This is a genomic window from Pseudomonas sp. GW823-FHT05G12, from assembly GCF_058795575.1.
In genome coordinates, this window is the sequence record NZ_CM179501.1 from 5,877,700 (window position 1) to 5,902,852 (window position 25,153).

At 63.4% G+C, this 25,153-nt stretch carries 18 protein-coding genes; 9 read left to right on the forward strand and 9 right to left on the reverse strand.

The features are described from left to right. The first annotated feature begins 10 nt into the window (after positions 1-10). The 3 genes from AC3RCM_RS26710 to AC3RCM_RS26720 all read left to right on the forward strand — a co-directional run bounded on the left by AC3RCM_RS26710 (position 11) and on the right by AC3RCM_RS26720 (position 3,988). Entirely contained in the window at positions 11-922 is a 912-nt protein-coding gene (locus AC3RCM_RS26710; RefSeq protein ID WP_010955764.1) for a LysR substrate-binding domain-containing protein, read from the forward strand. 203 nt (positions 923-1,125) lie between these two features. After that, a complete protein-coding gene (locus tag AC3RCM_RS26715; RefSeq protein ID WP_492629279.1) occupies positions 1,126-2,388 on the forward strand; it encodes an OprD family porin in 1,263 nt (420 codons plus the stop codon). A gap of 1 nt (position 2,389) precedes the next feature. Continuing rightward, positions 2,390-3,988: an MFS transporter gene (locus AC3RCM_RS26720; protein ID WP_180689087.1), complete on the forward strand. Its 1,599-nt coding sequence runs from the start codon at positions 2,390-2,392 to the stop codon at positions 3,986-3,988. 178 nt (positions 3,989-4,166) lie between these two features. Here the strand turns inward: AC3RCM_RS26720 and AC3RCM_RS26725 are convergent, their stop codons facing one another. From AC3RCM_RS26725 to ycaC, 4 genes are all read right to left on the reverse strand, one after another. Continuing rightward, positions 4,167-6,149: an amidohydrolase gene (locus AC3RCM_RS26725; protein ID WP_492629280.1), complete on the reverse strand. Its 1,983-nt coding sequence runs from the start codon at positions 6,147-6,149 to the stop codon at positions 4,167-4,169. Between the two features lie 199 nt (positions 6,150-6,348). Further along, positions 6,349-7,167, reverse strand: a complete 819-nt coding sequence (locus AC3RCM_RS26730; protein ID WP_492629281.1) for an alpha/beta fold hydrolase — start codon at positions 7,165-7,167, stop codon at positions 6,349-6,351. Between the two features lie 40 nt (positions 7,168-7,207). Further along, positions 7,208-7,516, reverse strand: coding sequence for a putative antibiotic biosynthesis monooxygenase (locus tag AC3RCM_RS26735; protein WP_409263509.1), 309 nt, complete (start codon positions 7,514-7,516; stop codon positions 7,208-7,210). Between the two features lie 117 nt (positions 7,517-7,633). Beyond that, entirely contained in the window at positions 7,634-8,263 is a 630-nt protein-coding gene (ycaC, locus tag AC3RCM_RS26740) for an isochorismate family cysteine hydrolase YcaC (RefSeq protein WP_003253552.1), read from the reverse strand. A 320-nt stretch (positions 8,264-8,583) separates the two neighbouring features. Here ycaC and AC3RCM_RS26745 point away from each other — a divergent pair, with 320 nt between their 5' ends. Continuing rightward, complete coding sequence (locus AC3RCM_RS26745; protein WP_409314253.1) at positions 8,584-10,011, forward strand: mechanosensitive ion channel domain-containing protein; 1,428 nt, start codon at positions 8,584-8,586, stop codon at positions 10,009-10,011. 108 nt (positions 10,012-10,119) lie between these two features. Here the strand turns inward: AC3RCM_RS26745 and amaA are convergent, their stop codons facing one another. Together amaA and amaB are read right to left on the reverse strand one after the other, a co-directional pair. Then, entirely contained in the window at positions 10,120-11,406 is a 1,287-nt protein-coding gene (amaA, locus tag AC3RCM_RS26750) for an L-pipecolate oxidase (protein ID WP_014860498.1), read from the reverse strand. Positions 11,407-11,563: 157 nt separating this feature from the next. Continuing rightward, a complete protein-coding gene (gene amaB / locus AC3RCM_RS26755; protein WP_003253547.1) occupies positions 11,564-13,054 on the reverse strand; it encodes an L-piperidine-6-carboxylate dehydrogenase in 1,491 nt (496 codons plus the stop codon). A 135-nt stretch (positions 13,055-13,189) separates the two neighbouring features. Between amaB and AC3RCM_RS26760 the strand changes: the two genes are divergently transcribed. Next, positions 13,190-14,080 (forward strand): LysR family transcriptional regulator, encoded by an 891-nt coding sequence (locus AC3RCM_RS26760; protein ID WP_010955772.1) that lies wholly within the window; start codon positions 13,190-13,192, stop codon positions 14,078-14,080. Positions 14,081-14,255: 175 nt separating this feature from the next. Beyond that, complete coding sequence (gene hglS, locus AC3RCM_RS26765; RefSeq protein ID WP_019436536.1) at positions 14,256-15,650, forward strand: 2-oxoadipate dioxygenase/decarboxylase HglS; 1,395 nt, start codon at positions 14,256-14,258, stop codon at positions 15,648-15,650. A gap of 98 nt (positions 15,651-15,748) precedes the next feature. On the opposite strand, the gene AC3RCM_RS26770 is transcribed toward hglS, so the two are convergent. Beyond that, positions 15,749-16,675, reverse strand: a complete 927-nt coding sequence (locus AC3RCM_RS26770; protein ID WP_014592836.1) for a LysR substrate-binding domain-containing protein — start codon at positions 16,673-16,675, stop codon at positions 15,749-15,751. Between the two features lie 157 nt (positions 16,676-16,832). Here AC3RCM_RS26770 and AC3RCM_RS26775 point away from each other — a divergent pair, with 157 nt between their 5' ends. After that, on the forward strand, positions 16,833-18,221 hold the full coding sequence (locus tag AC3RCM_RS26775) for a NorM family multidrug efflux MATE transporter (protein WP_003253541.1): 1,389 nt from the start codon (positions 16,833-16,835) through the stop codon (positions 18,219-18,221). 152 nt (positions 18,222-18,373) lie between these two features. On the opposite strand, the gene AC3RCM_RS26780 is transcribed toward AC3RCM_RS26775, so the two are convergent. Next, entirely contained in the window at positions 18,374-20,041 is a 1,668-nt protein-coding gene (locus AC3RCM_RS26780) for a putative bifunctional diguanylate cyclase/phosphodiesterase (RefSeq protein ID WP_014592838.1), read from the reverse strand. Between the two features lie 296 nt (positions 20,042-20,337). Here AC3RCM_RS26780 and rep point away from each other — a divergent pair, with 296 nt between their 5' ends. Together rep and AC3RCM_RS26790 are read left to right on the forward strand one after the other, a co-directional pair. Continuing rightward, positions 20,338-22,347: a DNA helicase Rep gene (gene rep, locus AC3RCM_RS26785; RefSeq protein ID WP_003253537.1), complete on the forward strand. Its 2,010-nt coding sequence runs from the start codon at positions 20,338-20,340 to the stop codon at positions 22,345-22,347. 111 nt (positions 22,348-22,458) lie between these two features. Beyond that, on the forward strand, positions 22,459-23,031 hold the full coding sequence (locus AC3RCM_RS26790; RefSeq protein WP_003253535.1) for a xanthine phosphoribosyltransferase: 573 nt from the start codon (positions 22,459-22,461) through the stop codon (positions 23,029-23,031). A 110-nt stretch (positions 23,032-23,141) separates the two neighbouring features. Here AC3RCM_RS26790 and AC3RCM_RS26795 read toward each other — a convergent pair whose 3' ends face one another. Further along, positions 23,142-25,001, reverse strand: coding sequence for an acetyl-CoA hydrolase/transferase C-terminal domain-containing protein (locus AC3RCM_RS26795; protein ID WP_064493071.1), 1,860 nt, complete (start codon positions 24,999-25,001; stop codon positions 23,142-23,144). Positions 25,002-25,153 lie beyond the last annotated feature (152 nt).

The window sequence follows — 25,153 nt, forward strand, 5'->3', positions numbered from 1 at the left end:
AGACCGACCATTGGAAGACCTCAACTCCCTCTACTACTTCACCCAGGTCGTCGAACATGGCGGCTTCGCCCCGGCCGGGCGGGCGCTGGACATGCCCAAGTCGAAGCTCAGCCGGCGAATCGCCGACCTTGAAGACCGCCTGGGTGTGCGACTGTTGAACCGCACCAGCCGCCACTGCTCGCTGACCGAAATCGGCCAGGCCTATTACAACCGCTGCCTGGCCATGCGCGTGGAGGCCGAGGGCGCAGCGGAAATCATCGAGCGCAACCGCAGCGAACCGCGCGGCCTGGTGCGCATCAGTTGCCCGACCACCCTGCTCAACTCCTGGGTCGGGCCGATGCTGACCCGCTACATGCTCAAGTACCCGCAGGTGGAGCTGTTCATCGAAAGTACCAACCGCCGTGTCGACCTGTTGCACGAGGGCTTCGATATTGCTCTGCGGGTGCGCTTTCCGCCGCTGGAGAACACTGACATGGTGATGAAGGTGCTGAGCAACAGCACCCAGTGCCTGGTCGGCCAGCCTCAATACCTGGCGCAACTGCCCAAAGGGTTTGACCCACAGCTGCTGGGCACACTACCCAGCGTGCATTGGGGCAGTGCACAGCGCGAGTACCAGTGGGAACTGTTCCAGGGTGAGGACAACAGCCGCAGCATCGTCATCCCGCATACACCACGCATGGTGACTGATGACCTGTTTGCCTTGCGCCACTTCGTGGTAGCCGGAGTGGGGATTGCACACTTGCCGCGGGTGGCGGTGCGTGAGGACCTGGCGGCGGGACGTCTGGTTGAGCTGATTCCGGACTGGCACCCGCGTTGCGGCATCGTGCATGCGATCTTCCCATCGCGACGTGGGTTGCTGCCTTCGGTGCGAGCGCTGATCGATCATCTGGCTGAGGAGTTCGCCATCAGCGACATGGCTTGAGTGCCTGGCTGGCTGAGCCGGCCTCTTCGCGGGCATGCCCGCTCCCATAGGTATTGCACAAGGCTCGGGGCCAGTGGCAAACCCGTGGGAACGGGCGCACCCGCGAAAAGGCCGGCATAGGTAAACCGATCCCCCAGCACACCCTTACAAGACCCCTGGCCTATCCTTGCTCCACAGTCCCGGATCATCCCCCGGAGCTCCCCATGATCCGCGCCACACACGGACCAGGCCGCGCCCTGCTCGCCACCCTCGCCCTCTGGCCGGCGCTGAGCCACGCCGAAGCGCCCGGCTGGTCGCTGCTCAGCCGCAACTATTTCCTGCACAGTGACTTCCGCTCGCCCTCCGGCAGCGGCCAGAACTACCGCCAGGAATGGGCCCAAGGCTTCATCGGCGAGGTGCGTTCCGGTTTCACCGAAGGCACTGTCGGCGTCGGCATCGATGCCCATGGCTTTCTTGGCCTCAAGCTCGACGGCGGCCGCGGCCACAGCGGCACCGGCCTGCTGCCACGCGACAGCGACAGCCGCGCCGAGCCCGAGTACTCCAGTGCCGGTGCCGCGCTCAAAATGCAGTTAGGCAACACCCAACTGCGCTATGGCGAGATGATGGTGGAAACCCCGGTATTCGACACCGGTGACAAACGCCTGCACCCGGAATACGCCACCGGCTGGTGGGTGGAAAACACCGACCAGCCCGACTGGCGCGTGCAGGCCGGGCGTTTCACTGCCTTCAACAACCAGGACAACAGCTCCACCCACGACGACTTCAGTGGCTACGGCGCGACCACCCACAACCGGGCCATCAGCCTGGCCGGTGCCACCTTCGCACCCAACGGGCCGTTCGGCGCCGCACTGTATGCCGGGCAACTGGAAAACACCTGGCGCCAGGCCTACCTCAACCTGAACCTGGCCCAAGGCAACTGGCGCCTGGACGGCAACCTGTACAAAACCCGCGACACCGGCAACGCCAGCGCCGGGGCGATCGACACCCTCGCCTATAGCCTGCTGGCCAAGTACAGCTTCGGCGCCCAGGCGCTGAGCGTGGCCTACCAGAAGGTCGAGGGCGACACCCCGTTCGACTTCGTCGGCGGCGACTCCATCTATCTGGCCAACGCGATCAAGTACGCCGACTTCAACGGCCCTGGCGAGCACTCGTGGCAACTGCGCTATGACCTGAATTTCGCCACCCTCGGCGCACCTGGCCTGAGCCTGATGGGCCGCTATGTCAGCGGCCGCGGCATCGACGGCAGCCATGCGCCTGCGGGCGGCGCCTATGTGAACCAGTACGGCGACGGCGGCAAGCACTGGGAACGCGACATCGACCTGAAATACGTGGTGCAGTCGGGGGCTGCCAGGGACCTGAGCCTGTCGCTCTCCCACGTCAGCCACCGCGCCAACCAGGCCCAGGCGGGCGATGATATCGACCGCATCTACCTGATCATCGAATACCCACTCAAAGGCAGCTTCTGACATGAGCACATCACCTTCAGGTGCCTGGAGCCCGTTGCGTAACACCACCTTCCGCATGCTGTGGATCGCCACCATCGCCTCCAACATCGGCACCTGGATGCACGAGGTGGGCGCCGGCTGGCTGATGACCACGCTGTCGGCCAGCCCGCTGCACGTGGCGTTGATCCAGGTAGCCGGCTCGTTGCCGATGTTCTTCCTGGCCCTGCCGGCGGGCGCAGCGGCGGACATCGTCGACAAACGCCGCTACCTGTTGCTGGTGCAGCTGTGGATGTCTTGCGTAGCGGTCGTGCTGGCGGCCCTGACCCTGCTCGGGATGATGAACGTCACCTTGCTGCTGGTGCTGACCCTGGCACTGGGCATTGGTACAGCGCTGATGATGCCGGCGTGGAGCGCACTGACACCGGAACTGGTGGGCAAGGAGGACCTGGCCAACGCGGTGGCGCTCTCCAGTGTCGGCATCAACGTGTCACGGGCCATCGGCCCGGCACTGGCGGGGGTGGTGGTGAGCATGGTCGGCCCGTGGCTGACCTTTGCCCTGAATGCCATCTCGTTCGCGGGTGTGATCCTGGTGTTGTTCCTGTGGAAGCGCGAGGTGAAGGAACCACTGCTGCCCGCCGAACGCTTCGTTGGCGCCATGCGCACCGGGTTGCGCTTTGCCCGCAGTGCCAAGCCTTTGCAGGCCGTGATGCTACGCGCGTTGGCGTTCTTTTTCTGCGCCAGCGCCGGCACTTCGCTGCTGCCACTGATCGTGCGTGGCGAGATGCACGGCACTGCAGCGGACTTCGGCCTGCTGCTGGCGGCCATCGGTATTGGCGCAGTGGCGGGCGCCACCTTGCTGCCGCGCCTGCGTGAGCGCATCAGCCGTGACCGCCTGGTGTTACTGGCCAGCCTGCTGTATGCCCTGTTCCTGCTGGCCCTGGCGTTGGTGCGCAATTTCTATGCGCTGCTGCCAGCGATGCTGCTCAGCGGCGCGGCGTGGATCGCGGTGCTGTCCAACCTGCAGGTGGCTGCACAGACTTCGGTGCCAGCCTGGGTAAGGGCGCGGGCTTTGTCGGTATACATTCTGATTTTCTTCGGCGCCATGGCCTGTGGTGGCCTGCTGTGGGGCACGCTGGCCAGCCATGCAACGCTCACCTTCAGCCTGCTGGTGGCCGCAGGCGGCCTGGCGCTGGGTACCTTGCTGACCTGCAAGGTGGCGCTGCCGGAAACCGAAGCAGAGGAGCTGACGCCGTCGCTGCATTGGCCGGTGCCGGTGTTGAGCGATGACATGGACAAGGACGCCGGACCGGTGATGGTCACCATCGAGTACCACATCGCCCCCACCAAGGCCGAGGCCTTCCAGCAGGCGGCGCGGGAGCTGGAAGCGATGCGCAAGCGCAATGGCGCATTGTCGTGGGGGTTGATGCGGGACAGTGCTGATCCGGCATTGTGGCTGGAGTTCTTCTTCGAGGAATCGTGGCTGGAGCATCTGCGGCATCACCACCGGGTGACCCGTGGTGAACTGAAGATCGAGGCGCGGGTCAGGATGCTGCAGACCGATGGGGTTGAGGTGCGGATTCGGCACCTATTGGCTGGTGGGGAGCATAAGGCACACCATTGATGCCGGCCCTTACGGCCCATTCGCGGGTGAACCCGCTCCTACACATGATCTGCGGTAGACACACACCAGACGTTGGAAACAGGCCGTTGTAGGAGCGGGTTTACCCGCGAAAGGGCCGGCACTGAAAACACAAAAAAGGGGCCAGTTATTGGCCCCCCGTTCTTCACATCAGCTCACCTTAGAAAGCGAAGCACGAACAGCCCAGCGCCCCCCAGAAGCCCTGGAAGTCATTGACCGGGACACTCGATTTGCGCGCCTTGTCATGGCTGTGTGCATGCACCCCGCACGGCCCCGAGCACTGGTGCACGGCGGCTGCCAACGATGGCGTACCAGCGCGCCAGTGCCCCGGCACCTTGGTCACCGGCGACCACTCTGGCAGCACCGGCACCTGCGGCGGGCCAAGCTTGTCGAACTCGCCAGCACCGTACACCACCTTGCCATCAACGATGGTCAGCACCGACTCGATGCCCTTGATCGCTTCTTCATCGACACTGAAGAAGTCCAGCGACAATGCTGCCAGGTCAGCCAGCTGGCCCACCTTGATCTGGCCTTTCTTGCCTTGCTCACTGGAGAACCAGGCGCTGCCCTGGGTGAACAGTTGCAGCGCGGTGTCACGGCTCAGGCCTTCCGGGTACAGCTCCATGCCACCGACCGTCTTGCCGCTGACCAACCAGTACAGTGAGGTCCATGGGTTGTAGCTGGACACCCGAGTGGCATCGGTACCCGCGCCCACCGGCACGCCCATTTCGAGCATGCGTTTGATCGGCGGGGTCTGCTCGGCGGCCTTGGCGCCGTAGCGGTCGACGAAGTACTCACCCTGGAAGGCCATGCGGTCCTGGATGGCAATACCACCGCCCAGCGCACGCACACGCTCGATGTTCTGCGGGGTGATGGTTTCGGCGTGGTCGAAGAACCAGGGCAGGCCGTTGAATGGAATGTCGCGGTTGACCTTCTCGAACACGTCGAGCATGCGCGTGATCGATTCGTTGTAGGTGGCGTGCAGGCGGAATGGCCAGCGCTGCTCGACCAGGTGGCGCACCACCGGCTCCAGTTCCTCTTCCATGGTCTGCGGCAGGTCCGGGCGCGGCTCGAGGAAGTCCTCGAAGTCGGCGGCAGAGAACACCAGCATTTCGCCCGCGCCATTGTGGCGCAAGAAATCGGTGCCGCTGTGCAGCTTGACGCTGGAGGTCCACTTCTTGAAGTCGTCCAGTTCTTCCTTGGGTTTCTGGGTGAACAGGTTGTAGGCGATGCGTACGGTCAGCTGATCGTTGTCGGCCAGCTCCTGGATCACGGAGTAGTCGTCGGGGAAGTTCTGGTAGCCGCCACCGGCGTCGATGGCGCTGGTCAGGCCCAGCCGGTTGAGCTCACGCATGAACTGGCGAGTGGAGTTGACCTGATACTCCAGCGGCAGCTTAGGCCCCTTGGCCAGCGTGGCGTAGAGGATCATCGCGTTCGGGCGGGCGATCAGCATGCCGGTGGGGTTACCGAACTTGTCGCGCTGGATCTCGCCACCCGGCGGGTTCGGCGTTTCCTTGGTGTAGCCGACGGCCTTGAGCGCGGCGCGGTTGAGCAACGCGCGGTCGTACAGGTGCAACAGGAATACCGGGGTATCGGGCGCAGCCTGGTTGATTTCTTCCAGGGTGGGCATGCGTTTTTCGGCGAACTGGAATTCGTTCCAGCCACCGACTACCCGCACCCACTGCGGGGTTGGCGTGCGCGCAGCCTGGTCCTTGAGCATGCGCAGGGCATCGGCCACCGACGGTACCCCTTCCCAGCGCAGCTCGAGGTTGTAGTTCAGGCCACCGCGGATCAGGTGCAGGTGCGAGTCATTGAGGCCCGGGATCACCGTGCGCTGCTTGAGGTCGATGATTTGCGTGGCGGCGCCCTTGTAGGCCATGGCCTCGGCGTCGCTGCCCACGGCGATGAAGCGGCCGTCCTTGATGGCGACGGCGGTCGCGGTGGGCTTTTCGCGGTCAACGGTGTGCAGTTTGCCGTTGAACAGAATCAGGTCGGCGGTCATGGAACCTCCTTGGCTGGATGCGTGAGCGGAACCGGCTTGGCCGGTGAAGGGCAATGCGGACCAGAGCGCGCCAGCGGCACCGAGCACAGTGCTGGTGGCGAGGAACTGGCGACGGGTCTTGTCGTTGCGATCCTGGGACATGGGCTTCTCCGACTAGGGGCCGGCAGGGGGACTGCGAAGCATGCCGGTTGATGCAAGGCCTGGGCTTGAATGGATGTGCGGTGGGTTGAAGAAGGTTAGCCCTGGTCAAGCTTTTTGCTGCCTGGGCCGGCCTCTTCGCGGGTAAACCCGCTCCTACAACGTCTGTAGGGGCGGGTTTACCCGCGAATGTTTCCCACAATTACCGCTGAAGGAACGCCAGCAAGTCCTCATTCAGCTGCTGCGCATGGGTCACCGCAAACCCGTGCGGCGCCCCGGCATACACCTTCAGCTCGGCACCGCGAATCAGCTCCGCCGCCTGCTTGCCAGTGGTCTCGAACGGCACGATCTGGTCGTCATCGCCATGGATCACCAACGTCGGCACATCGACCTTGGCCATGTCGGGACGGAAATCGGTCTCCGAGAAGGCCGTCACACAATCCAGGGTGCCTTTGATGGACGCCATCAGCGCAATGTTCAGGGTCTGCGTCTGCACACCCTGGGACACCTGCTGCCCATGGTTCAGGCCGTAGAACGGCGTGGCGAAATCGGCGAGGAACTGCGCGCGGTCAGCACGCAGGCCGGCCCGGATGCCCTCGAACACCGACAGGTCGACACCGTCAGGATTATCGTCACGCTTGCCGAACACTGGCGTCACCGCGCCCAGCAACACCAGCCGGGCCACCCGCTCGCTGCCGTGGCGGGCGATGTAGCGGCTGACATCACCGCCCCCCATCGAGAAGCCCACCAGGGTGACGTCGCGCAGGTCGAGGTGCTCGATCAGCTGGGCAATGTCATCGGCGAAGGTGTCGTAGTCGTAACCGTTCCACGGCTGGCTCGAGCGGCCGAAACCCCGGCGGTCGAAGGCGATGGCGCGGTAACCGCGGCTGGCCAGGAACTCCATCTGCGAATCCCACATGTCGGCATCCAGCGGCCAGCCGTGGCTGAACAGCACGGGCTTGCCGCTGCCCCAGTCCTTGAAATAGATCGAAGTGCCATCGCGGGTAACGAACGTGCTCATAGCGGTATCTCCTTGAAAGTGTCGAGATGAAGGCGTCGGCTCAGCCGCGCAGCCAGTTGGCGCAGCGGCGGGTTACCCAAGGCATGATGTAGAACACCACGGGCAGGATGACGAACAGGTTGACGATCAGGTTGCCGATAATCACGCCACCCAGCTGCGGGAAGCGCGCAAACAGCGGCGCCAGCAGTTGCGGGATGACCATGGTCATCGGGCAGATCACCAGGTAGGTCAGCAGTGCCTGCTTCCAGCGCGGCGGTTGCGCTGCCGGGGTGCCCGGCGAGCCATCAAGCACCTTGTGTTGCAGGCATACGGTCACCACTTCGCGGTTGTCATGGAGTGCGGTGTTCATCGGCGTTCCTTGGGATGAGCTTGCCCGCATCCACTGTGCAACGGCGGACGGGCGCTGGATTGGATAGGTGTGCTGCCCTGGGCGGGCACCGTTTGGCGGTGCCCGCGGCGATTGGGCTTACTTGTTGGCGTTGAAGGCGTTGTAGCTGGTCATCAGGTTGCGGTAGTCGGGGATGTGGTTGGAGCACAGCGCGGCCAGGCCTTCGATGTCGTTGCGCCAGTCGCGGTGCAGCTCACAGGCCACGCCGAACCAGGTCATCAGTTGCGCACCTGCCTGGCTCATGCGGTCGTGGGCGGCGTCGCGGGTCATGGCGTTGAAGGTACCGGAGGCATCAGTGACCACGAACACGTCGAACTCTTCTTCCAGGGCCGACAGGGCCGGGAACGCTACGCACACTTCAGTCACAACGCCGGCGATGATCAGTTGCTTCTTGCCAGTGGCCTTCACTGCCTTGACGAAGTCTTCGTTGTCCCAGGCGTTGATCTGGCCAGGGCGGGCAATGTACGGGGCGTCCGGGAACAGGGCTTTCAGCTCTGGCACCAGTGGGCCGTTGGGGCCTTGCTCGAAGCTGGTGGTAAGAATGGTCGGCAGGTTGAAGAACTTGGCCAGGTCGGCCAGGGCCAGCACGTTGTTCTTGAACGCGTCCGGCTCGATGTCGCGCACCAGGGACAGCAGGCCCGCCTGGTGGTCGACCAGCAGTACGGCGGCGTCGTCTTTGTTCAGGCGGTTGTATTTGAAGTGGGTCATGGGGGTAGCTCCTAAGGGTTTTGATGTTCAGTAAGTTGGGTGTTTCGCGTTGATGGGAGAAGATTAAAACCACCACCTTTGGAGCGGTAGATAGCGGTTTTTGCCTTTAGCGTTCTGTTTTAGGAACGATAGATTGGCGTTGGTTTTGCTGGCCTCTTCGCGGGCTCGCCCGCTCCCACAGGGATCGCACAAGATTCAAAACCAGCGCTTTACCTGTGGGAACGGGCAAGTCGCGAAGGGGCCAGCACAGGCTTGCATTGCCTGCCCGGCAAACCTGCTCTATTACTACCCACAGCCCTCTCCTCACCCCCGAGATCACCATGCTGGCGTTCATCCAGTCGTCCCCGTTGTTGCTCGGTTGCGCCCTGATCCTGCTCGACCTCGTGCTTTGGCAACTGATCCCCATTCAGCGCCATGCCTGGCGCATCAGCGCGCGCCTGGTGATCTTCCTGCTGTTCAGCTCAGTGCTGATGGCCGCTGGCATGAGCCCGCTGCAACCACCGCCGTGGCCCGACGATGTCTCGCGCAACCTGATGGCCACGGTATTGGCCATCGGCTGGTGGCTGTTCGGTGCGCGCACGGTAACCGTGGTATTCGGCCTGTTGCTGGTGGCCCGTGGCAGCCATGGCGGGCGCTTGCTGCAGGATGTGCTGGGGGCGTTGATCTTTCTCGCCGCCGTGGTCGCGGCCGCAGGCTATGTGCTGCAACTGCCGGTGAAGGGCCTGCTGGCCACCTCCGGGGTAATGGCCATCGTCATCGGCCTGGCGCTGCAGAGCACACTGGCTGACGTCTTCAGCGGCATCGTGCTGAACACCACGCGGCCCTATCAGATTGGCGACTCAATCTCCATCGACGGTACCGAAGGCAAGGTCCTGGATATCGACTGGCGCGCCACGCGCCTGCTGACCGGTACCGGCAGCCTGGCGGTGATCCCCAACTCGGTAGCGGCCAAGGCGCGGCTGCTCAACCACAGTCGCCCGGCCGATGTGCACGGGGTATCGATCAGCGTGGTGGTCCCGGCCAAGGTGCGGCCAAAGCGTGTGTTCGATGCGCTGGAAAAAGCCTTGCAGGGCGTCAGTGCCATCCTTGCGACCCCGAAGCCGAAGGTGACGGTAAAGGCCTCGACTCTGGAGTCGGTGGAGTACGAGGCCAGCGGCTTCGTGGCCGATGCGGGCGCCAAGGGCGATGCACGTAACCAGCTGTTCGACCTGGCGCACCGGCACCTGGAAGCCAGCGGGGTGATGTGGAACGTCGACCTGGCCGTGCCGCCGCGCAGCCGCCAGCGCGAGGTGCTGGATGAGGTGCGAGTGTTCCGCTCGCTGAGTGACGAAGAGCGCGATGCGTTGAGCCAGCGCATGACTGCAGTCGAGTACCTGGCGGACCAGGTGATCCTGGGGGTGGGCGAGCATTCCGATCATCTGCTGGTGATTGGCAGCGGTGTGGTATCGGCCTCGGTGCGCGACGGAGACAAACTGTTGGAAGCCGGGCGCATGGGGCCGGGTGAGGTGCTGGGGATCGAGGGGATCATCGACGAAGAAGATTCGCTGGCCGAATTCCGCACGCTGACCAGTTGCGTGCTGTACCGGATCGACAAGGAACAGGTGAAGAGCTGTTTGCAGCAGCGTGGCGAAGTGCAGACGGCGTTGAGCAAATTGCAGCGGTTCCGGCGGCAGAGCCGGGAGTCGTTGTTGTTGCAGAAGCCGGCTTCAATCAAGAAGGGTGGCTTCCTGAGTTGGTTGCACAAGTGAGACTGTGCCGGCCTCTTCGCGGGTAAACCCGCTCCTACAAGTTGTTCACCGCCTGAGAGGGCTGTGGTGAACCTGTAGGAGCGGGTTTACCCGCGAAGAGGCCAGTACTTACAACACAACCCTCAGGCACTGCCCCGCGTGGTACAGCGAAAAACCGGACTCATAGAACGCCGTGCGCAGCGAAGGCGCGCTCACACCGCTCATCGGCGAAAACGGAATCGGCAGGCTGTCCGCCTCGCCCTTGAGCAGGAACTCGGCAAACGCACGCCCGATCACGGTGCCGGTTGTGTTACCGCGCCCGTTGTACCCAGTCACCGCCACCAACCCAGGCGCTGGCTCGAACAGGCGCATCAGGTGATCAGGGGTGAAGTCGATGCAGCCAGTCCAGTGCATTTCCCACTCGACCTTGCCCAGCTCCGGGTAATAGTGGCTCTGGATGCGATCGGCCCAGCTGCGCACGAACCAGGCTGGCTTGTTGTCGACCCGGCCCAGGCTGCCGAGCAGCAGGCGGCCCTGATCGTCGCGGCGGATGCTGCTAAGCACGGTGCGGGTGTCCCACGAACCTTGGCCATGTGGCAGTACCTTGTCGGCTGCGATGCCCTGCAGCGGTTTGGAGGCTACCTGATAGTAATAACCGCGGAAGAACTGCTTCTGCAGGTTGCTCCAGTCGCCTTCGGTGTAGGCGCCGGTGGAAATCACCACTTTTTCGGCGCGCACAGCGCCACGCGCGGTCTTCACCCGCCAGCCATCACCTTCACGCTCCAGGCCTTCGACCGAAGACTGCTGGAAAATTTTGCCGCCCAGGCGCGCCACGGCAGCCGCCAGGCCCTGGGTGTAGCCCATGGGGTTGATAGTGCCGGCACGGCGATCAAGCAGCGCAGCGGAAATCTTGTCGGTACCGCAGTATTCCTGGCACTGGGCACCGGTCAGCAGCTCGACGTCGGCACCTCGGCGGCGCCATTGTTCGTGACGCGCTTCGAGGTCGGCGATACCGGTGGCGTTGTGCGCCATGTGCAGCGTGCCTTTGTGCTGGGCCTGGCAGTCGATGCCGAGGCGCTCGATCATGGCGAACACTTCAGCCGGGGCTTCGCCAAGCACCTTGTTCAGGCGGCTGCCCTGCTTCTGGCCAAGGGTGGCCTCGACGTCGTCGGGGCGGATCCACGTGCCGGCGTTGACCAGGCCGACGTTGCGCCCGGAGCCACCGTGGCCGATCTTCCAGGCCTCCAGCACGATCACCGACTTGCCCTGTTCGAGCAGGTGGATGGCCGCCGACAGGCCGGTAATGCCGCCGCCGATCACACAGACATCGGCCTTGTGCTCACCGGCCAGGGCCTGGGCGGCGACGGTCGGTTTGCTGACGTGTTCCCACAAGCATTGTTGACGCAGTTCGGACATGGCCGGCTCCAGCAATTTGTTCTTGTTGGGGCCGCAGGGCGGCCCTTTCGCGGGTAAACCCGCTCCTACAGGGGTCGGTGTCGCTTTGACGAACCCTGTAGGAGCGGGTCTACCCGCGAACCGGGGGCCAGGCCCCCGGCCATGCAGCATCAATCCATCAGTCGAACACAATGCCCTGCGCCAGTGGCAGCTCGCGCGAGTAGTTCACGGTGTTGGTCTGGCGACGCATGTAGCCTTTCCAGGCATCCGAGCCCGACTCACGGCCACCGCCGGTTTCCTTCTCGCCACCAAACGCACCACCAATCTCGGCGCCGCTGGTACCGATGTTGACGTTGGCGATGCCGCAGTCGCTGCCCGAGGCGCTCTGGAAGCGCTCGGCTTCACGGATGTCGGTGGTGAAAATGCACGACGACAGGCCTTGTGGCACTTCGTTGTTCAGGCGCAGGGCCTCCTCGAAGTCGTCGTAGGCCAGCACGTACAGGATCGGTGCGAAGGTTTCGTGGCGCACCACGTCACTTTGCGCCGGCATTTCAGCAATGGCTGGCGAAACGTAGTAGGCGTTCGGGTACTGGTCGGCCAGCTGACGCTCGCCACCAAATACCTGGCCACCTTCGTCGCGGGCCTTGGCCAGTGCACCCTGCATGGCGTCGAACGACTGCTTGTCGATCAGCGGGCCGACCAGGTTGTCTTTACGTGGGTCGCCGATGCGCACTTTGCCGTAGGCGGCTTTGACGCGGGCAACCACTTCGTCCTTGATCGAACGGTGCACGATCAGGCGGCGCAGGGTGGTGCAACGCTGGCCGGCAGTGCCGACAGCCGAGAACAGGATGCCGCGCACGGCCAGGTCCAGGTCGGCGCTCGGGGCCAGGATCATGGCGTTGTTGCCGCCCAGTTCCAGGATGCTGCGGCCGAAGCGGGCAGCAACGCGTGGGCCGACTTCGCGACCCATGCGGGTGCTGCCGGTGGCGCTGACCAGCGGTACGCGCGGGTCGTCGACCATGGCTTCGCCAGCTTCACGACCGCCGATCACCAGTTGTGCCAAGCCAGCCGGAGCATCGCCGAAGGCTTTCAGGGCTTTTTCGAACAGCGCCTGGCAGGCCAGGGCGGTCAGCGGAGTCTTCTCGGACGGTTTCCATACCACCGAGTTGCCGGCCACCAGGGCCAGGGCGGTGTTCCAGGCCCACACGGCAACCGGGAAGTTGAAGGCGCTGATCACGCCGACCACACCCAGCGGGTGCCAGGTTTCACGCATGTGGTGGCCCGGGCGCTCGGAAGCGATGGTCAGGCCGTACAGCTGGCGCGACAGGCCAACGGCGAAGTCGCAGATGTCGATCATTTCCTGCACTTCGCCCAGGCCTTCCTGGGTGATCTTGCCGGCTTCGATCGAGACCAACTCGCCGAGGTCGGCCTTGTGCTCACGCAGCACTTCGCCGAACAGGCGCACCAGTTCGCCACGGCGCGGAGCAGGCACACTGCGCCAGGCTTCGAAGGCGCTCTGGGCCTGATCGATGCGGGCGATGGTCTCGGCCTTGCCGAGCAGTTTCACCGAGGCGATCTGGCTGCCGTCGATCGGCGTGTGAACAGGGTAGTCGCCCTGGGTGTAAGCCTCGGCGGCAACGCCAAGGCGCTCGAGCAATCCAGCAACCATTTGTGCATCTCCTACATCGGTGATGGGGTGGAAAAATGATGTGGATCAGTATTAATCCGATCACATAGGTACAACAAACGACCTTTATTCCGCATATCATTCCGTCAGGTAATGATTTGAGCCGCAGAGACCGCTATGTCAAAACGCCTGGTACCCTCCATGACCGCCCTGCAGTGCTTTGAAGCTGCAGCCCGCCATCTGAGTTTTACCCGTGCCGCTGAAGAACTGCACCTGACCCAGAGCGCGGTCAGCAAGCAGGTGGCGCAGCTGGAAGACATGCTGCGCCACCACCTGTTCCTGCGCATCCGCCGGCGCTTGCAGCTGACCCCGGCCGGCAGCCTGTACCTGGCCGAGGTCAACAAAATCCTCACCCAGGTGGACATGTCCAGCCGCTACGTACTCACCTACGGCGAGCAGACCGAGATATTGAAGGTAGCCACTCAACCGAGTTTTGGCGTGCGCTGGTTGATCCCGCATCTGAAAGGTTTTGGCAAACGGCACGGCAATATCCACCTGGACATTCGCAACGAGATGGAGCCGTTCGCCCTGCTGCAAGGCTCGGCTGACGTGGTGTTCTTCTATGGCCAGGGCACTTGGCCGGGGGCCACTTGCGTGGAGTTGTTCCGCGAAGAGGTGGTGCCGGTGTGTGCGCCAGAGCTGCTGGCCGGGCGCAAGCTGGCCGGTGCCGAGGAGCTGGCCGAGCTGGTGCTGCTGCAAAGCACCTCGCGGCCGGAGGCCTGGCATGAGTGGTTCCTGGAGCAGGACCTGCAGAGCGTCAGCGCCTACCACGGGCCGCGCTTCGATACGTTCTATATGGCGTTGAGCGCAGCACAGGCCGGGTGCGGGGTAGCGCTGGTGCCGCGCTACCTGGCGGCGAAGGAACTGGCCGACGGTAGCCTGGTGGTGCCGTGGAACCATGCGATGCGCAGTGCCGGGGCGCATTACCTGGCGTATGCCGAGCATGCGGCGGAGGTGCCAAAGGTGCGGGCGCTGGTGGAATGGATTGGCGAGCAGTTGCAGGTTTGACGGCCTCTTCGCGGCTAAAGCCGCTCCTACGGGGACCGCGTAGAAGCGGTTTTAGCCGCGAAAGGGCCGTCGAGGTCGATCAAAAAAGGAATGACACACTCACTTTTTTTCGCTTGTGAGCAAAGTGCATTCCCAGCTTTCATGTAAGCGTCCGAACCCAACCAGGAAGCTAGCGATGCCCGCCAACGATTTCGTCAGCCCAGACAGCATCCGCGCGCAGTTCTCTGCCGCCATGTCGCTCATGTACAAACAGGAAGTGCCGCTGTACGGCACGCTGCTGGAGCTGGTGAGCGAAATCAACCAGCAGGTGATGGCCCAGCAACCCGAAGTGGCCGAGGCCCTGCGCTGGACCGGCGAAATCGAGCGCCTGGACCAGGAACGTCACGGCGCCATCCGCGTCGGCACCGCCGAAGAACTGGCCACCATCGCCCGCCTGTTCGCCGTCATGGGCATGCAGCCGGTCGGCTACTATGACCTCAGCTCCGCTGGCGTACCGGTGCATTCCACTGCCTTCCGCGCGGTGCACGAGCAATCGCTGCATGTCAGCCCGTTCCGTGTGTTCACCTCGCTGCTGCGCCTGGAATTGATCGACAACCCACAGTTGCGCGAGCTGGCACAGGGCATCCTGGCCAAGCGCCAGATCTTCACCTCCCGCGCCCTCGAACTGATCGCCCAGTGTGAGCGCGAAGGTGGCCTTGACGCCGCGGATGCAGAGACGTTCGTGCAGGAAGCGCTGCACACCTTCCGCTGGCACCAGGACGCTACCGTCACGGCCGAGCAATACCAGCAGCTGCACGACCAACACCGCCTGATCGCCGATGTGGTGGCCTTCAAGGGCCCGCACATCAACCACCTGACCCCGCGTACCCTGGATATCGATGCAATCCAGCTCGGCATGCCTGCCAAGGGCATCCCACCGAAGGCCGTGGTTGAAGGCCCGCCCACCCGCCGCCACCCGATCCTGCTGCGCCAGACCAGCTTCAAGGCCCTGCAGGAAACGGTCGCCTTCCGCGACCAGCAAGGCCGCGAAGGCAGCCACACCGCGCGCTTTGGCGAAATCGAGCAACGCGGCGCGGCGCTGACCCCGAAAGGTCGCCAGCTTTACGACAAGTTGCTCGACGCTACCCGCGCTGCGCTGGGTGGCGCTCCAGCCGAAGCCAATGCCGAGCGTTACATGGCGCTGCTACAGGCAAACTTTGCCGAGTTCCCGGATGACCTGGCGCAGATGCGTGAACAGGGCTTGGCGTACTTCCGCTACTTCGCCACCGAGAAAGGCCTGGCCGCACGCGACCAGGAAGGCCGCCCGACCACCCTGCAAGGCTTGATCGACGCGGGCCACGTGCACTTCGAGGCGCTGGTGTACGAGGACTTCCTGCCGGTGAGTGCGGCGGGGATCTTCCAGTCCAACCTGGGCGACGATGCGCAGGCCGAATACGGCAGCAACGCCAACCGCGAAGCGTTCGAAGCTGCGCTGGGGTTGCAGGTACAGGATGAGCTGGCGCTGTATGCGCAAAGCGAGCGCCGGTCGCTGCAGGCCTGTGCACAGGCGTTGAACCTGGGTTCGATGTAAATCTGTACCGGCCTCTTCGCGGGCTCGCCCGCTCCCACAGGTACAGGGCATACGACCTGTGGGAGCGGGCGAGCCCGCGAAGAGGCCGGTGCAGGTGATCAAAGAGGCGGCAGGATTTCCACATCCGGCAAATCCATTGCCGCCACCTCGCCTTCCAGGAACGCACTCAACCGCCGCAACCGCTCGCCGCCTCGCCGGGTGCGCGGCCACACCAGGTAGTAATCCATGCCGCTGGGCACCGCTGTCGGCCATGGCAGGCTCAAGCGCTTCTGCGCCACATCTTCGGCCACCATCAGCAGGTCGCCCATGGATATCCCGTAGCCACGCGCTGCGGCAATCATGCCCAGCTCCAGGGTATCGAACACCTGGCCGCCCTTGAGCGACACCTGGTCGCCAAGCCCCATACGCTCCAGCCATTCCCGCCAGTCACGCTTGTCCACCGTGGGGTGCAGCAGTTCGACAGAGGCCAGCCTGCACACATCCCAGGGCTCCTCGTCGAGCAGGTCCGGCGCGCCGACCGGGATCAGAAGCTCAGGGAACAGCTTGCGCACCTCCCACTCCGGCGGGAATACCCCGTCGCTGAGCAACACCGCGCAATCGAACGGCTCCTGGTTGAAATCCACATGGTCGACATCCATCCAGGCGCTGGTCAGCTGCACTTCATTGCCCGGCTGCAGATGCCGAAAGCGGCTAAGGCACGCCAGCAACCAGCGCATGGTCAGGGTCGAGGGGGCTTTCATGCGCAGTATGTCGTCTTCACCACACAAGGTTTCACAGGCCCGCTCAAACGCCGCGAAGCCCTCGCGCACGCCCGGCAGCAGTACCCGCCCCGCTTCGGTAAGTTGCAGGCTGCGGCCACTGCGCACGAACAGGCGACAGGCAAAATGCTCCTCCAGCGTACGGATATGCCGGCTGATGGCGCTTTGGGTGATGGACAGCTCTTCGCCTGCACGGGTGAAAGAACTTAGCCGCGCGGCAGCTTCGAATGCGCGCAAGGCATACAGCGGTGGTAGCTGGCGTGGCATGAGGCACCTGCAATATGGGCGTGTGGGGCAAATCCCCGAGAAACCTATATACATGAGTTCAACTCATGCCAACTATCGCATTTATCCTTTTGTGCAAAGTTGACCGAAGCCTCAGAATCGCCCTTCGTTGATCACCCCAGAATGAAGGACTGCCCCCATGCACGTCGCGCCCACCACAGAACTCAAGGCTTTGCTGCGCCTGGCCGGGCCGCTGATTGCCTCGCAGTTGGCGCACATGCTGATGGTGCTGACCGACACCCTGATGATGGCCCGCATCAGCCCTCAGGCTTTGGCGGGTGGTGGCCTGGGGGCAGCCAGCTATTCGTTCGTATCGATCTTCTGCCTAGGCGTGATCGCCGCCGTCGGCACGTTGGTGGCCATTCGCAAGGGTGCCAACGACATCGAAGGCGCCACCCGACTGGCGCAGAACGGCCTGTGGCTGGCCTGGGCCTTGGCGCTGTTCGCTGCGCTGGTGCTGTGGAATCTTGAACCTGTGCTGCTGCTTTTCGGGCAGAAGCCCGAGAACGTGGCCTCGGCCGCCGAGTTTCTCACCCTGCTGCCACTGGCCCTGCCCGGCTATCTGACCTTCATGGCCTTGCGTGGCTTCACCAGCGCGCTGGGCCGCTCGACCCCGGTGATGGTCATCAGTTTGTTCGGCACGGTGCTCAACTACCTGTTCAACGTGGCACTGATCGAAGGCATGTTCGGTCTGCCCAAGCTGGGCCTGATGGGTATCGGTCTGGTCACTGCAGTGGTGTCGATGGGCATGGCCGCTGCCTTGGCGTTGTATATCCGCTGGCATCCGGCCTATACCGCCTACCCGCTGCGCAAGGGCCTGTCACGCCCATCACTGGCGGCCCTGCGCGAGCTGTGGCGGCTGGGCCTGCCGATTGGCGGTACCTACATGGTGGAAGTGGGCCTGTTCGCCTTCGCCGCGCTGTGCATGGGCGTGCTGGGCAGCACCGAACTGGCGGCGCACCAGATTGCCCTGCAGATCGTGTCCACGGCATTCATGGTGCCGACTGGCTTGTCCTATGCGGTGACCATGCGCGTCGGCCTGTACTACGGCGCTGGCAACCTGCTGGCGGCGCGCAGCGCCGGGCGGGTGGGCATCGGGTTTGGGGCCATGATCATGTTTGCCTTCGCCGCGCTGTTCCTGCTGCTGCCCGAAGCACTGGTAGGGCTGTTCATCGACCGTAATGACCCGGCCTTTGCCGCGATCTTCCAGGTGGCCGTGCAGTTGTTGATGGTGGCGGCGTGGTTCGAACTGTTCGACGGCATGCAGACGATTGCCATGGGCTCGATCCGTGGCCTGAAAGACGCCAAGACCACCTTCCTGATCGGGCTGGTGTGCTACTGGCTGGTGGGGGCGCCGAGCGCCTGGTTGTTCACCTTTACCCTGGGCGGTGGTGCAGTAGGGATCTGGTGGGGGCTGGCGCTGGGGCTGGCATGTGCGGCGGTGGCGCTGACGTTTGGCTTTGAGTGGCGGATGAAGCGGTTGTTGGGGAAGGCTTGGGCTGCCGGGAAGGCGACGGCTTCGGCCTGACGTGAGGGCCTCTTCGCGGGTAAACCCGCTCCTACAGGATTGCGCGGCCCTTGTAGGAGCGGGTTTACCCGCGAATACGGTGGTGGCGGCAACAGTGAACGTCTGGTGGAGATTGGCCAGCAGGCCCGGCCCATTCGCGGGTAAACCCGCTCCTACAGGACGGCCTCCAACTGGCGTCCGGGCGCCTGCAGCAAATACGCCATCAATTCCCCTATCGGTAGCGGTTTGCTGACCAGGAAGCCTTGCACCTGGTCGCAGCCAAACCCGCGCAACAACGCCAGCTGCTCTTCACTCTCCACACCCTCGGCCACCACCTCGAGGTTGAGGTTGTGCGCCAGGTTGATCATGGCGTGCACCAGCTTGCGGTTCTCTTCGCGCATTTCCATTTCCGCAACAAAGCTGCGGTCCACCTTGAGCAAGGTGATCGGCAGGCTGTTGAGGTGCACGAACGAAGAAAACCCGGTGCCGAAATCATCGAGCGAGAAGCGCACGCCCAGGCGGCCCAGCGCGTCCATGGTCTGGCGCACCACCTCGTTGCGGCGCATCACCGCCGTCTCGGTCAGCTCGAACTCAAGCCAGCGGGCATCCACACCGTGCTCAAGGATCAGGCGACTCAACGTGGCCAGTAGCTGGCTGTCCTGGAACTGGCGGAAACTCAGGTTGACCGCCATGTGCAGCGGTTCCAGGCCACGCTCGCACAATGCCTGCATGTCACGCAGGGCACGGGAAATAACCCAATAACCCAAGGGCACGATCAGGCCGCTCTGCTCGGCCAGTGGCACGAACTCGCTGGGCGGCAGCAGCCCGCGCTCGGCATGGCGCCAGCGCACCAGCGCCTCCAGGCCTACAATGCGCCCGTCAGCCAGGTTCAGCCGGGGCTGATAGTGCAGCTCCAGTTCGTCGCGGCGCAGGGCGCGGCGCAACTCGCTTTCCAGGTCGGCAAGGCTGCGGGCGTTGCGGTTGATGCGTTCGTTGAACACATGGAAGGTGCAGCCCTGGCTGCCCTTGGCCTGACGCATGGCGATGTGCGCGTGCCACATCAGCGGATCGGCGCCGCTCTGCGCGCGAGCATGTGCAAGGCCCAGGCTGCAGCCCAGCAGCAGGCTCTCGCCGTCGATCCAGTAGGGCTCGGCCAAGGCCTCGACGATGCGTTCGGCAATCCATTCGGCGCGATTGGCATCGCGACGGGTGTCGATCAGCAGGGCGAACTCGTCGCTACCCAGACGTGCCAGCTGGTCACCCGCCTCCAGCTGATGCTTCAGCCGTGCCACCACCTGCAGGATCAACCGGTCACCGCTCTGGTGGCCCAGGGCGTCGTTGACGTGGCGGAAGTTGTCCAGGTCCAGGTGGCCAAGCGCAACACCACGGCCTTCGTTTTCGGCCAGGCGTGCATTGAGCAAAGCCTGGAAGCCCTGGCGGTTGGCGATGCCGGTCAGCGGGTCCTGCTCGGCAAGGCGCTGCAAGGTGGCGACCAGCACCCCGCGCTCTCGCACATGGCGCAGTGAGCGGCGCAGGGTATCGGCGTTGAGCTGGTCGCGCACCAGCCAGTCGCTGACAGCGCTGGGCGCGGCCTCAGGCTCGTGGTCAAGCAGCAGGATGGTCGGCAGCTCGCAACGCCCGGGGGCAGGCTGCAAGCCTGGCGTTGCCAGCACGACGGCCTGGCGATCATGGCTGAACAGGCTGTCGACCGCCTCCCAGTTTGGCGCAGTCAATAGCACGGCGCTGCCACCCAGTGCAGGCATGCACGCGTGCAACGAGGCAGCCCATTCCGGCTCATCGGCCAACAGCAGCAAACGCAGAGGTTCGACAGGCGTGGACAAGCGGGCTCCTTAGGGCTTGACGGTGCAACGAGATCTGGTGGGCATGCTACTGCATTCAATGAAAATGATTTTCACTTTTATGCATGTTTTTTCGACCGCAGCATTCCGACGTATTTTGTCGTGCATCCTGCGCGAAACGAATCAAACCGGCAAATATGATTTTTTCAGCTACTAGCATTAGTGACACTAATAATTAGACGGACAAAAGTCTGACTCAGACGTCAGACGGTCGCGCCACAACGGCCCCATGCCTGTTAGAATGCGCGGCTATTTTCTGGCGACCCCCGGTTTCTAGCATGTCCCGACTCAATCCCCGGCAGCAGGAAGCCCGTGACTATGTCGGCGGCCCTCTTTTGGTGCTCGCCGGTGCAGGTTCGGGCAAGACCAGCGTGATCACGCGCAAGATTGCCCACCTCATCCAGAACTGCGGCATCCGCGCCCAGTACATCGTGGCGATGACCTTCACCAACAAGGCCGCGCGCGAGATGAAGGAGCGGGTCGCCACCTTGCTGCGCCCGGGGGAAGGCCGTGGCCTGACCGTGTGTACGTTCCACAACCTGGGCCTGAACATCATCCGCAAGGAACACGAGCGCCTGGGCTACAAGCCGGGTTTCTCGATCTTCGACGAGTCCGACATCAAGGCGTTGCTGTCGGACATCATGCAGAAGGAATACTCCGGCGACGACGGCATCGACGAGATCAAGAACATGATCGGTGCCTGGAAGAACGACCTCGTCCTGCCACCAGAGGCCCTGGAAAAGGCGCGCAACCCACGCGAGCAGACCGCCGCCATCGTCTACACCCACTATCAGCGCACGCTCAAGGCGTTCAACGCGGTGGACTTCGACGACCTGATCCTGCAGCCGGTCAAACTGTTCCAGGAGCACCCCGAGGTGCTGGAGCGTTGGCAGAACCGCGTGCGCTACCTGCTGGTGGACGAATACCAGGACACCAACGCCAGCCAGTACCTGCTGGTGAAGATGCTGATCGGCATGCGCAACCAGTTCACCGTGGTGGGCGACGACGACCAGTCGATCTACGCCTGGCGCGGCGCACGCCCTGAGAACCTGATGCTGCTCAAGGAGGACTACCCCTCCCTGAAGATCGTCATGCTCGAGCAGAACTACCGCTCCACCAGCCGCATCCTGCGCTGCGCCAACGTGTTGATCGCCAACAATCCGCATGCGTTCGAAAAGCAGCTGTGGAGCGAAATGGGCGTGGGCGACGAGATCCGCGTGATCCGCTGCAAGAACGAGGAAGCCGAGGCCGAACGCGTGGCCATGGAAATCCTCACCTTGCACCTGCGCACCAACCGCCCGTACAGCGACTTCGCCATCCTCTACCGCGGCAACTACCAGGCCAAGCTGATCGAGCTGAAGCTGCAGCATCACCAGGTGCCGTATCGCCTGTCGGGTGGCAACAGTTTCTTCGGCCGCCAGGAGGTCAAGGACCTGATGGCCTACCTGCGCTTGCTGGTGAACCCGGACGACGACAACGCCTATTTGCGGGTAATCAACGTACCGCGCCGGGAAATCGGCTCCACCACCCTGGAAAAGCTCGGCAACTACGCCACCGAGCGCGGCATTTCGATGTACGCCGCCAGCGAGGAACTGGGCCTGGGCGAGCACCTGGACGCGCGCTACACCGAGCGTTTGCAGCGCTTCAAGCATTGGCTGGATGGGGTGCGCCACAAGGTCGCCCTGGAAGACCCGATTGCCGCGCTGCACGAGATGATCCGCGACATCGACTACGAGAACTGGATCCGCCAGCAGACCGCCAGCGACAAGGCTGCAGAATTCCGCATCAGCAACGTCTGGTTCCTGGTGGAAGCGCTGAAAAACACCCTCGAGAAGGACGAAGAGGGTGACATGACCATCGAAGACGCCATCGGCAAGTTGGTGCTGCGCGACATGCTCGAGCGCCAGCAGGAAGAAGAAGAGAACGCCGAAGGTGTGCAGATGATGACCCTGCATGCCTCCAAGGGCCTGGAATTTCCCTACGTGTTCATCATGGGCATGGAAGAGGAAATCCTCCCGCACCGCTCCAGCATCGAGGCCGACACCATCGAAGAGGAACGCCGCCTGGCCTACGTGGGCATCACCCGCGCGCGCCAGACCCTGGCCTTCACCTTCGCCGCCAAGCGCAAGCAGTACGGTGAAATCATCGACTGCACGCCCAGCCGGTTCCTCGACGAACTGCCTCCGGACGACCTGGCCTGGGAGGGCCTGGACGACGCGCCGGTCGAGGTGAAGGCCGCTCGCGGCAACAACGCCCTGGCCGATATCCGGGCAATGCTCAAACGCTGATCAACCATTACTCTTTAACTTTGCCGCTTTTAGCGGCCACGGTGGTTTGTATGGCCGATTTGAGCTCACAGATCGGCCATACAGACCACTATCTACATCGAGGAAATCACAGTGGAAGCACTGCATCAGAAGATTCGCGAAGAAGGCATCGTGCTTTCCGATCAGGTTCTCAAAGTCGACGCGTTTCTCAACCACCAGATCGATCCGGCGCTGATGCAGCTGATCGGTGACGAGTTCGCTCGCCTGTTCGCCGATGCCGGCGTGACCAAGATCGTCACCATCGAAGCCTCGGGCATTGCCCCGGCGGTGATGACCGGTCTGAAACTGGGTGTGCCGGTCATCTTCGCTCGCAAGCACCAGTCGCTGACCCTGACCGAGAACCTGCTGACCGCCTCGGTGTATTCCTTCACCAAGCAGACCGAGAACACCGTAGCCATTTCGCCGCGTCACCTCAACAGCAGCGACCGCGTGCTGGTGATCGACGACTTCCTGGCCAACGGCAAGGCCTCGCAGGCGCTGATTTCGATCATCAAGCAGGCAGGTGCCACCGTGGCGGGCCTGGGTATCGTGATCGAGAAGTCGTTCCAGGGCGGCCGTGCCGAACTGGACAGCCAGGGCTACCGCGTTGAATCGCTGGCCCGGGTGAAGTCGCTGGAAGGTGGTGTGGTCAGCTTCATCGAGTAAGGCCTCACCGTCCCGGCGTAGGAGCAGATTTACCTGCGAATGCGATCGCAGATTCAATATCGCATTCGCGGGTAAACCCGCTCCTACACGGGGCCAGTGTGCGCAAGCGATTAACTTGTAGCCTGTAAGCCTGCCAGCAGTAGCCGCTGATAAAGCTCCTCTTTCAACCCTTGCGGAACCTCCAGCCCCATCCGCGCCAGATGCCGCTCATACCCTTCCGGGCCCGGTGCATCCAACGCTGCCTTGCCCAGCTCCAACACCTCGCTCAGCTTGAACTTGCTCTTCAACCAGTTCAGCGCCCGCAACAGATCCCGCTCCTCGGCCGTAAAGTCGGTGCCCATCGGATACTCCGGGAACAGCCGCGCATGCTGTGCCCTGATCGCCTCCAGGCGTTGCGGGGTATTGTCGGTAAAGCGCGCCTCCAGCTGAAAGTCGTCGGCAAGCTTGCCAGCTTCTTTTGCCTGCTTGATCAGGCCCGGCTGGAACCGCGAATCGCTCACCGCCAACAACCGCGCTATCACTTCGCTGTCAGTCTGCCCACGCAAGTCCGCAATGCCGTACTCGGTCACCACGATATCGCGCAGGTGCCGGGGAATGGTGCAGTGGCCATAGGTCCAGAACAGGTTCGAGGTCACCTCCCCGCCTGCCTCGCGCCAACTGCGCAATAGCAGGATCGAACGCCCGCCCTCCAGCGCATGGCCCTGGGCAACGAAGTTGTACTGCCCGCCCACGCCACTGAGCACGCGGCCGTCTTCAAGCTGGTCAGCCACCCCGGCACCGAGCAGGGTCATGCCGAACGCGGTGTTGATGAAGCGCGCATCACGACGTTGTCGGCGCTTGAGTGCCTCCTGCCCATATAGCTCGTTGATGAAGCTGATACGGGTCATGGCAAACTGCGCGCGCTGCTCCAGCGGCATCTCGCGCAAGCGCTGGTAGAACGCTTGCGGGCCGAGGAAAAAGCCGCCATGCAGTATTGCGCCCTGCTCGTCCGCCGGGCGTCGTAGCAGCCCTGCTTCAGCCAGCACCAGCAGGCCGTTGACGAACATCTCGCTGCAGCCGTACAAGCCATGGGCAAAGGTGTCCAGGCCCCCTTCTCGCTCGATCAATGTCTGCCACGGTCCGACATCCAGCGCCTTGAGCACCGCACGGTAACCGGCGTTGTCGCCCTGACGTGCCAGCAATGCCGCGGCAACCGCATCGCCCATGGCACCAATGCCGATCTGCAGCGTACCGCCATCGCGTACCAGGCTGCTGGCGTGCAGGCCGATGCAGTGGTCCTGGATGCCGACCGGCATGTTTGGCGTGGAAAACAGCCGACGTTGCTCGGCTTCATCGAGCAGCAGGTCGAACGCATCGATAGGCAGCTCCGCATCACCCGGCATGTAGGGCAGTTCGGCATGCACCTGGCCCAGCATAAGGATGGTTTCGCCAGCCGCGCGGCGCTTGGCGATCATCGGCAGCAGGTCGAGGGTGATGTCTGGGTTGCAGGCTAGGCTCAAGTGCACGGGCTTTTCGGGGGTGGCGGCCACCAACTGGGCGATCAGGTTCAGGCCTTTGGCGTTGATATCCCGTGCGGCGTGGCTGTAGTTGCTGCTGACGTAGTCCTGCTGCGCCGATTCGCTGTGCAGCAGGCTACCGGGCTGCATGAAGAACTGTTCGACCCGAATATTGGGTGGCAACGTGTCGTTGCGCAGGTCTGCGAGGTAACTGAGCTCTTCGTAGTCAGCGAACACTCGCTCGACGAAGGGTTCGAGAAAGCGCCGCTGCAGGCCATCGCCCAGTGGCGGGCGGCCGAGGGAAAGTGCGGTGTAGATGGTCAGGCGCCGTTCGGGCAGCTCGCGTACGCGGGCGTAAAGTGCGTTGACGAAGGCGTTGGGTTTCCCCAGGCCCAAAGGCAGGCCCATATGGATATGGGCTGGCAGCCGGGACAAGACCTGCTCGACAGCCTGGTCGATGGAGCAGAGGTGCATGGGGCCTCCTGAATCATCCATTGGTTCAGGAGTTGGACATAGGGCTGAAGTAATTGGTTGCCTGTACCGGCCCTTTCGCGGGCAAGCCCGCTCCCACAGGATTAACACAACCTTCAGGTCCTGTGGGGTACCTGTGGGAGCGGGCTTGCCCG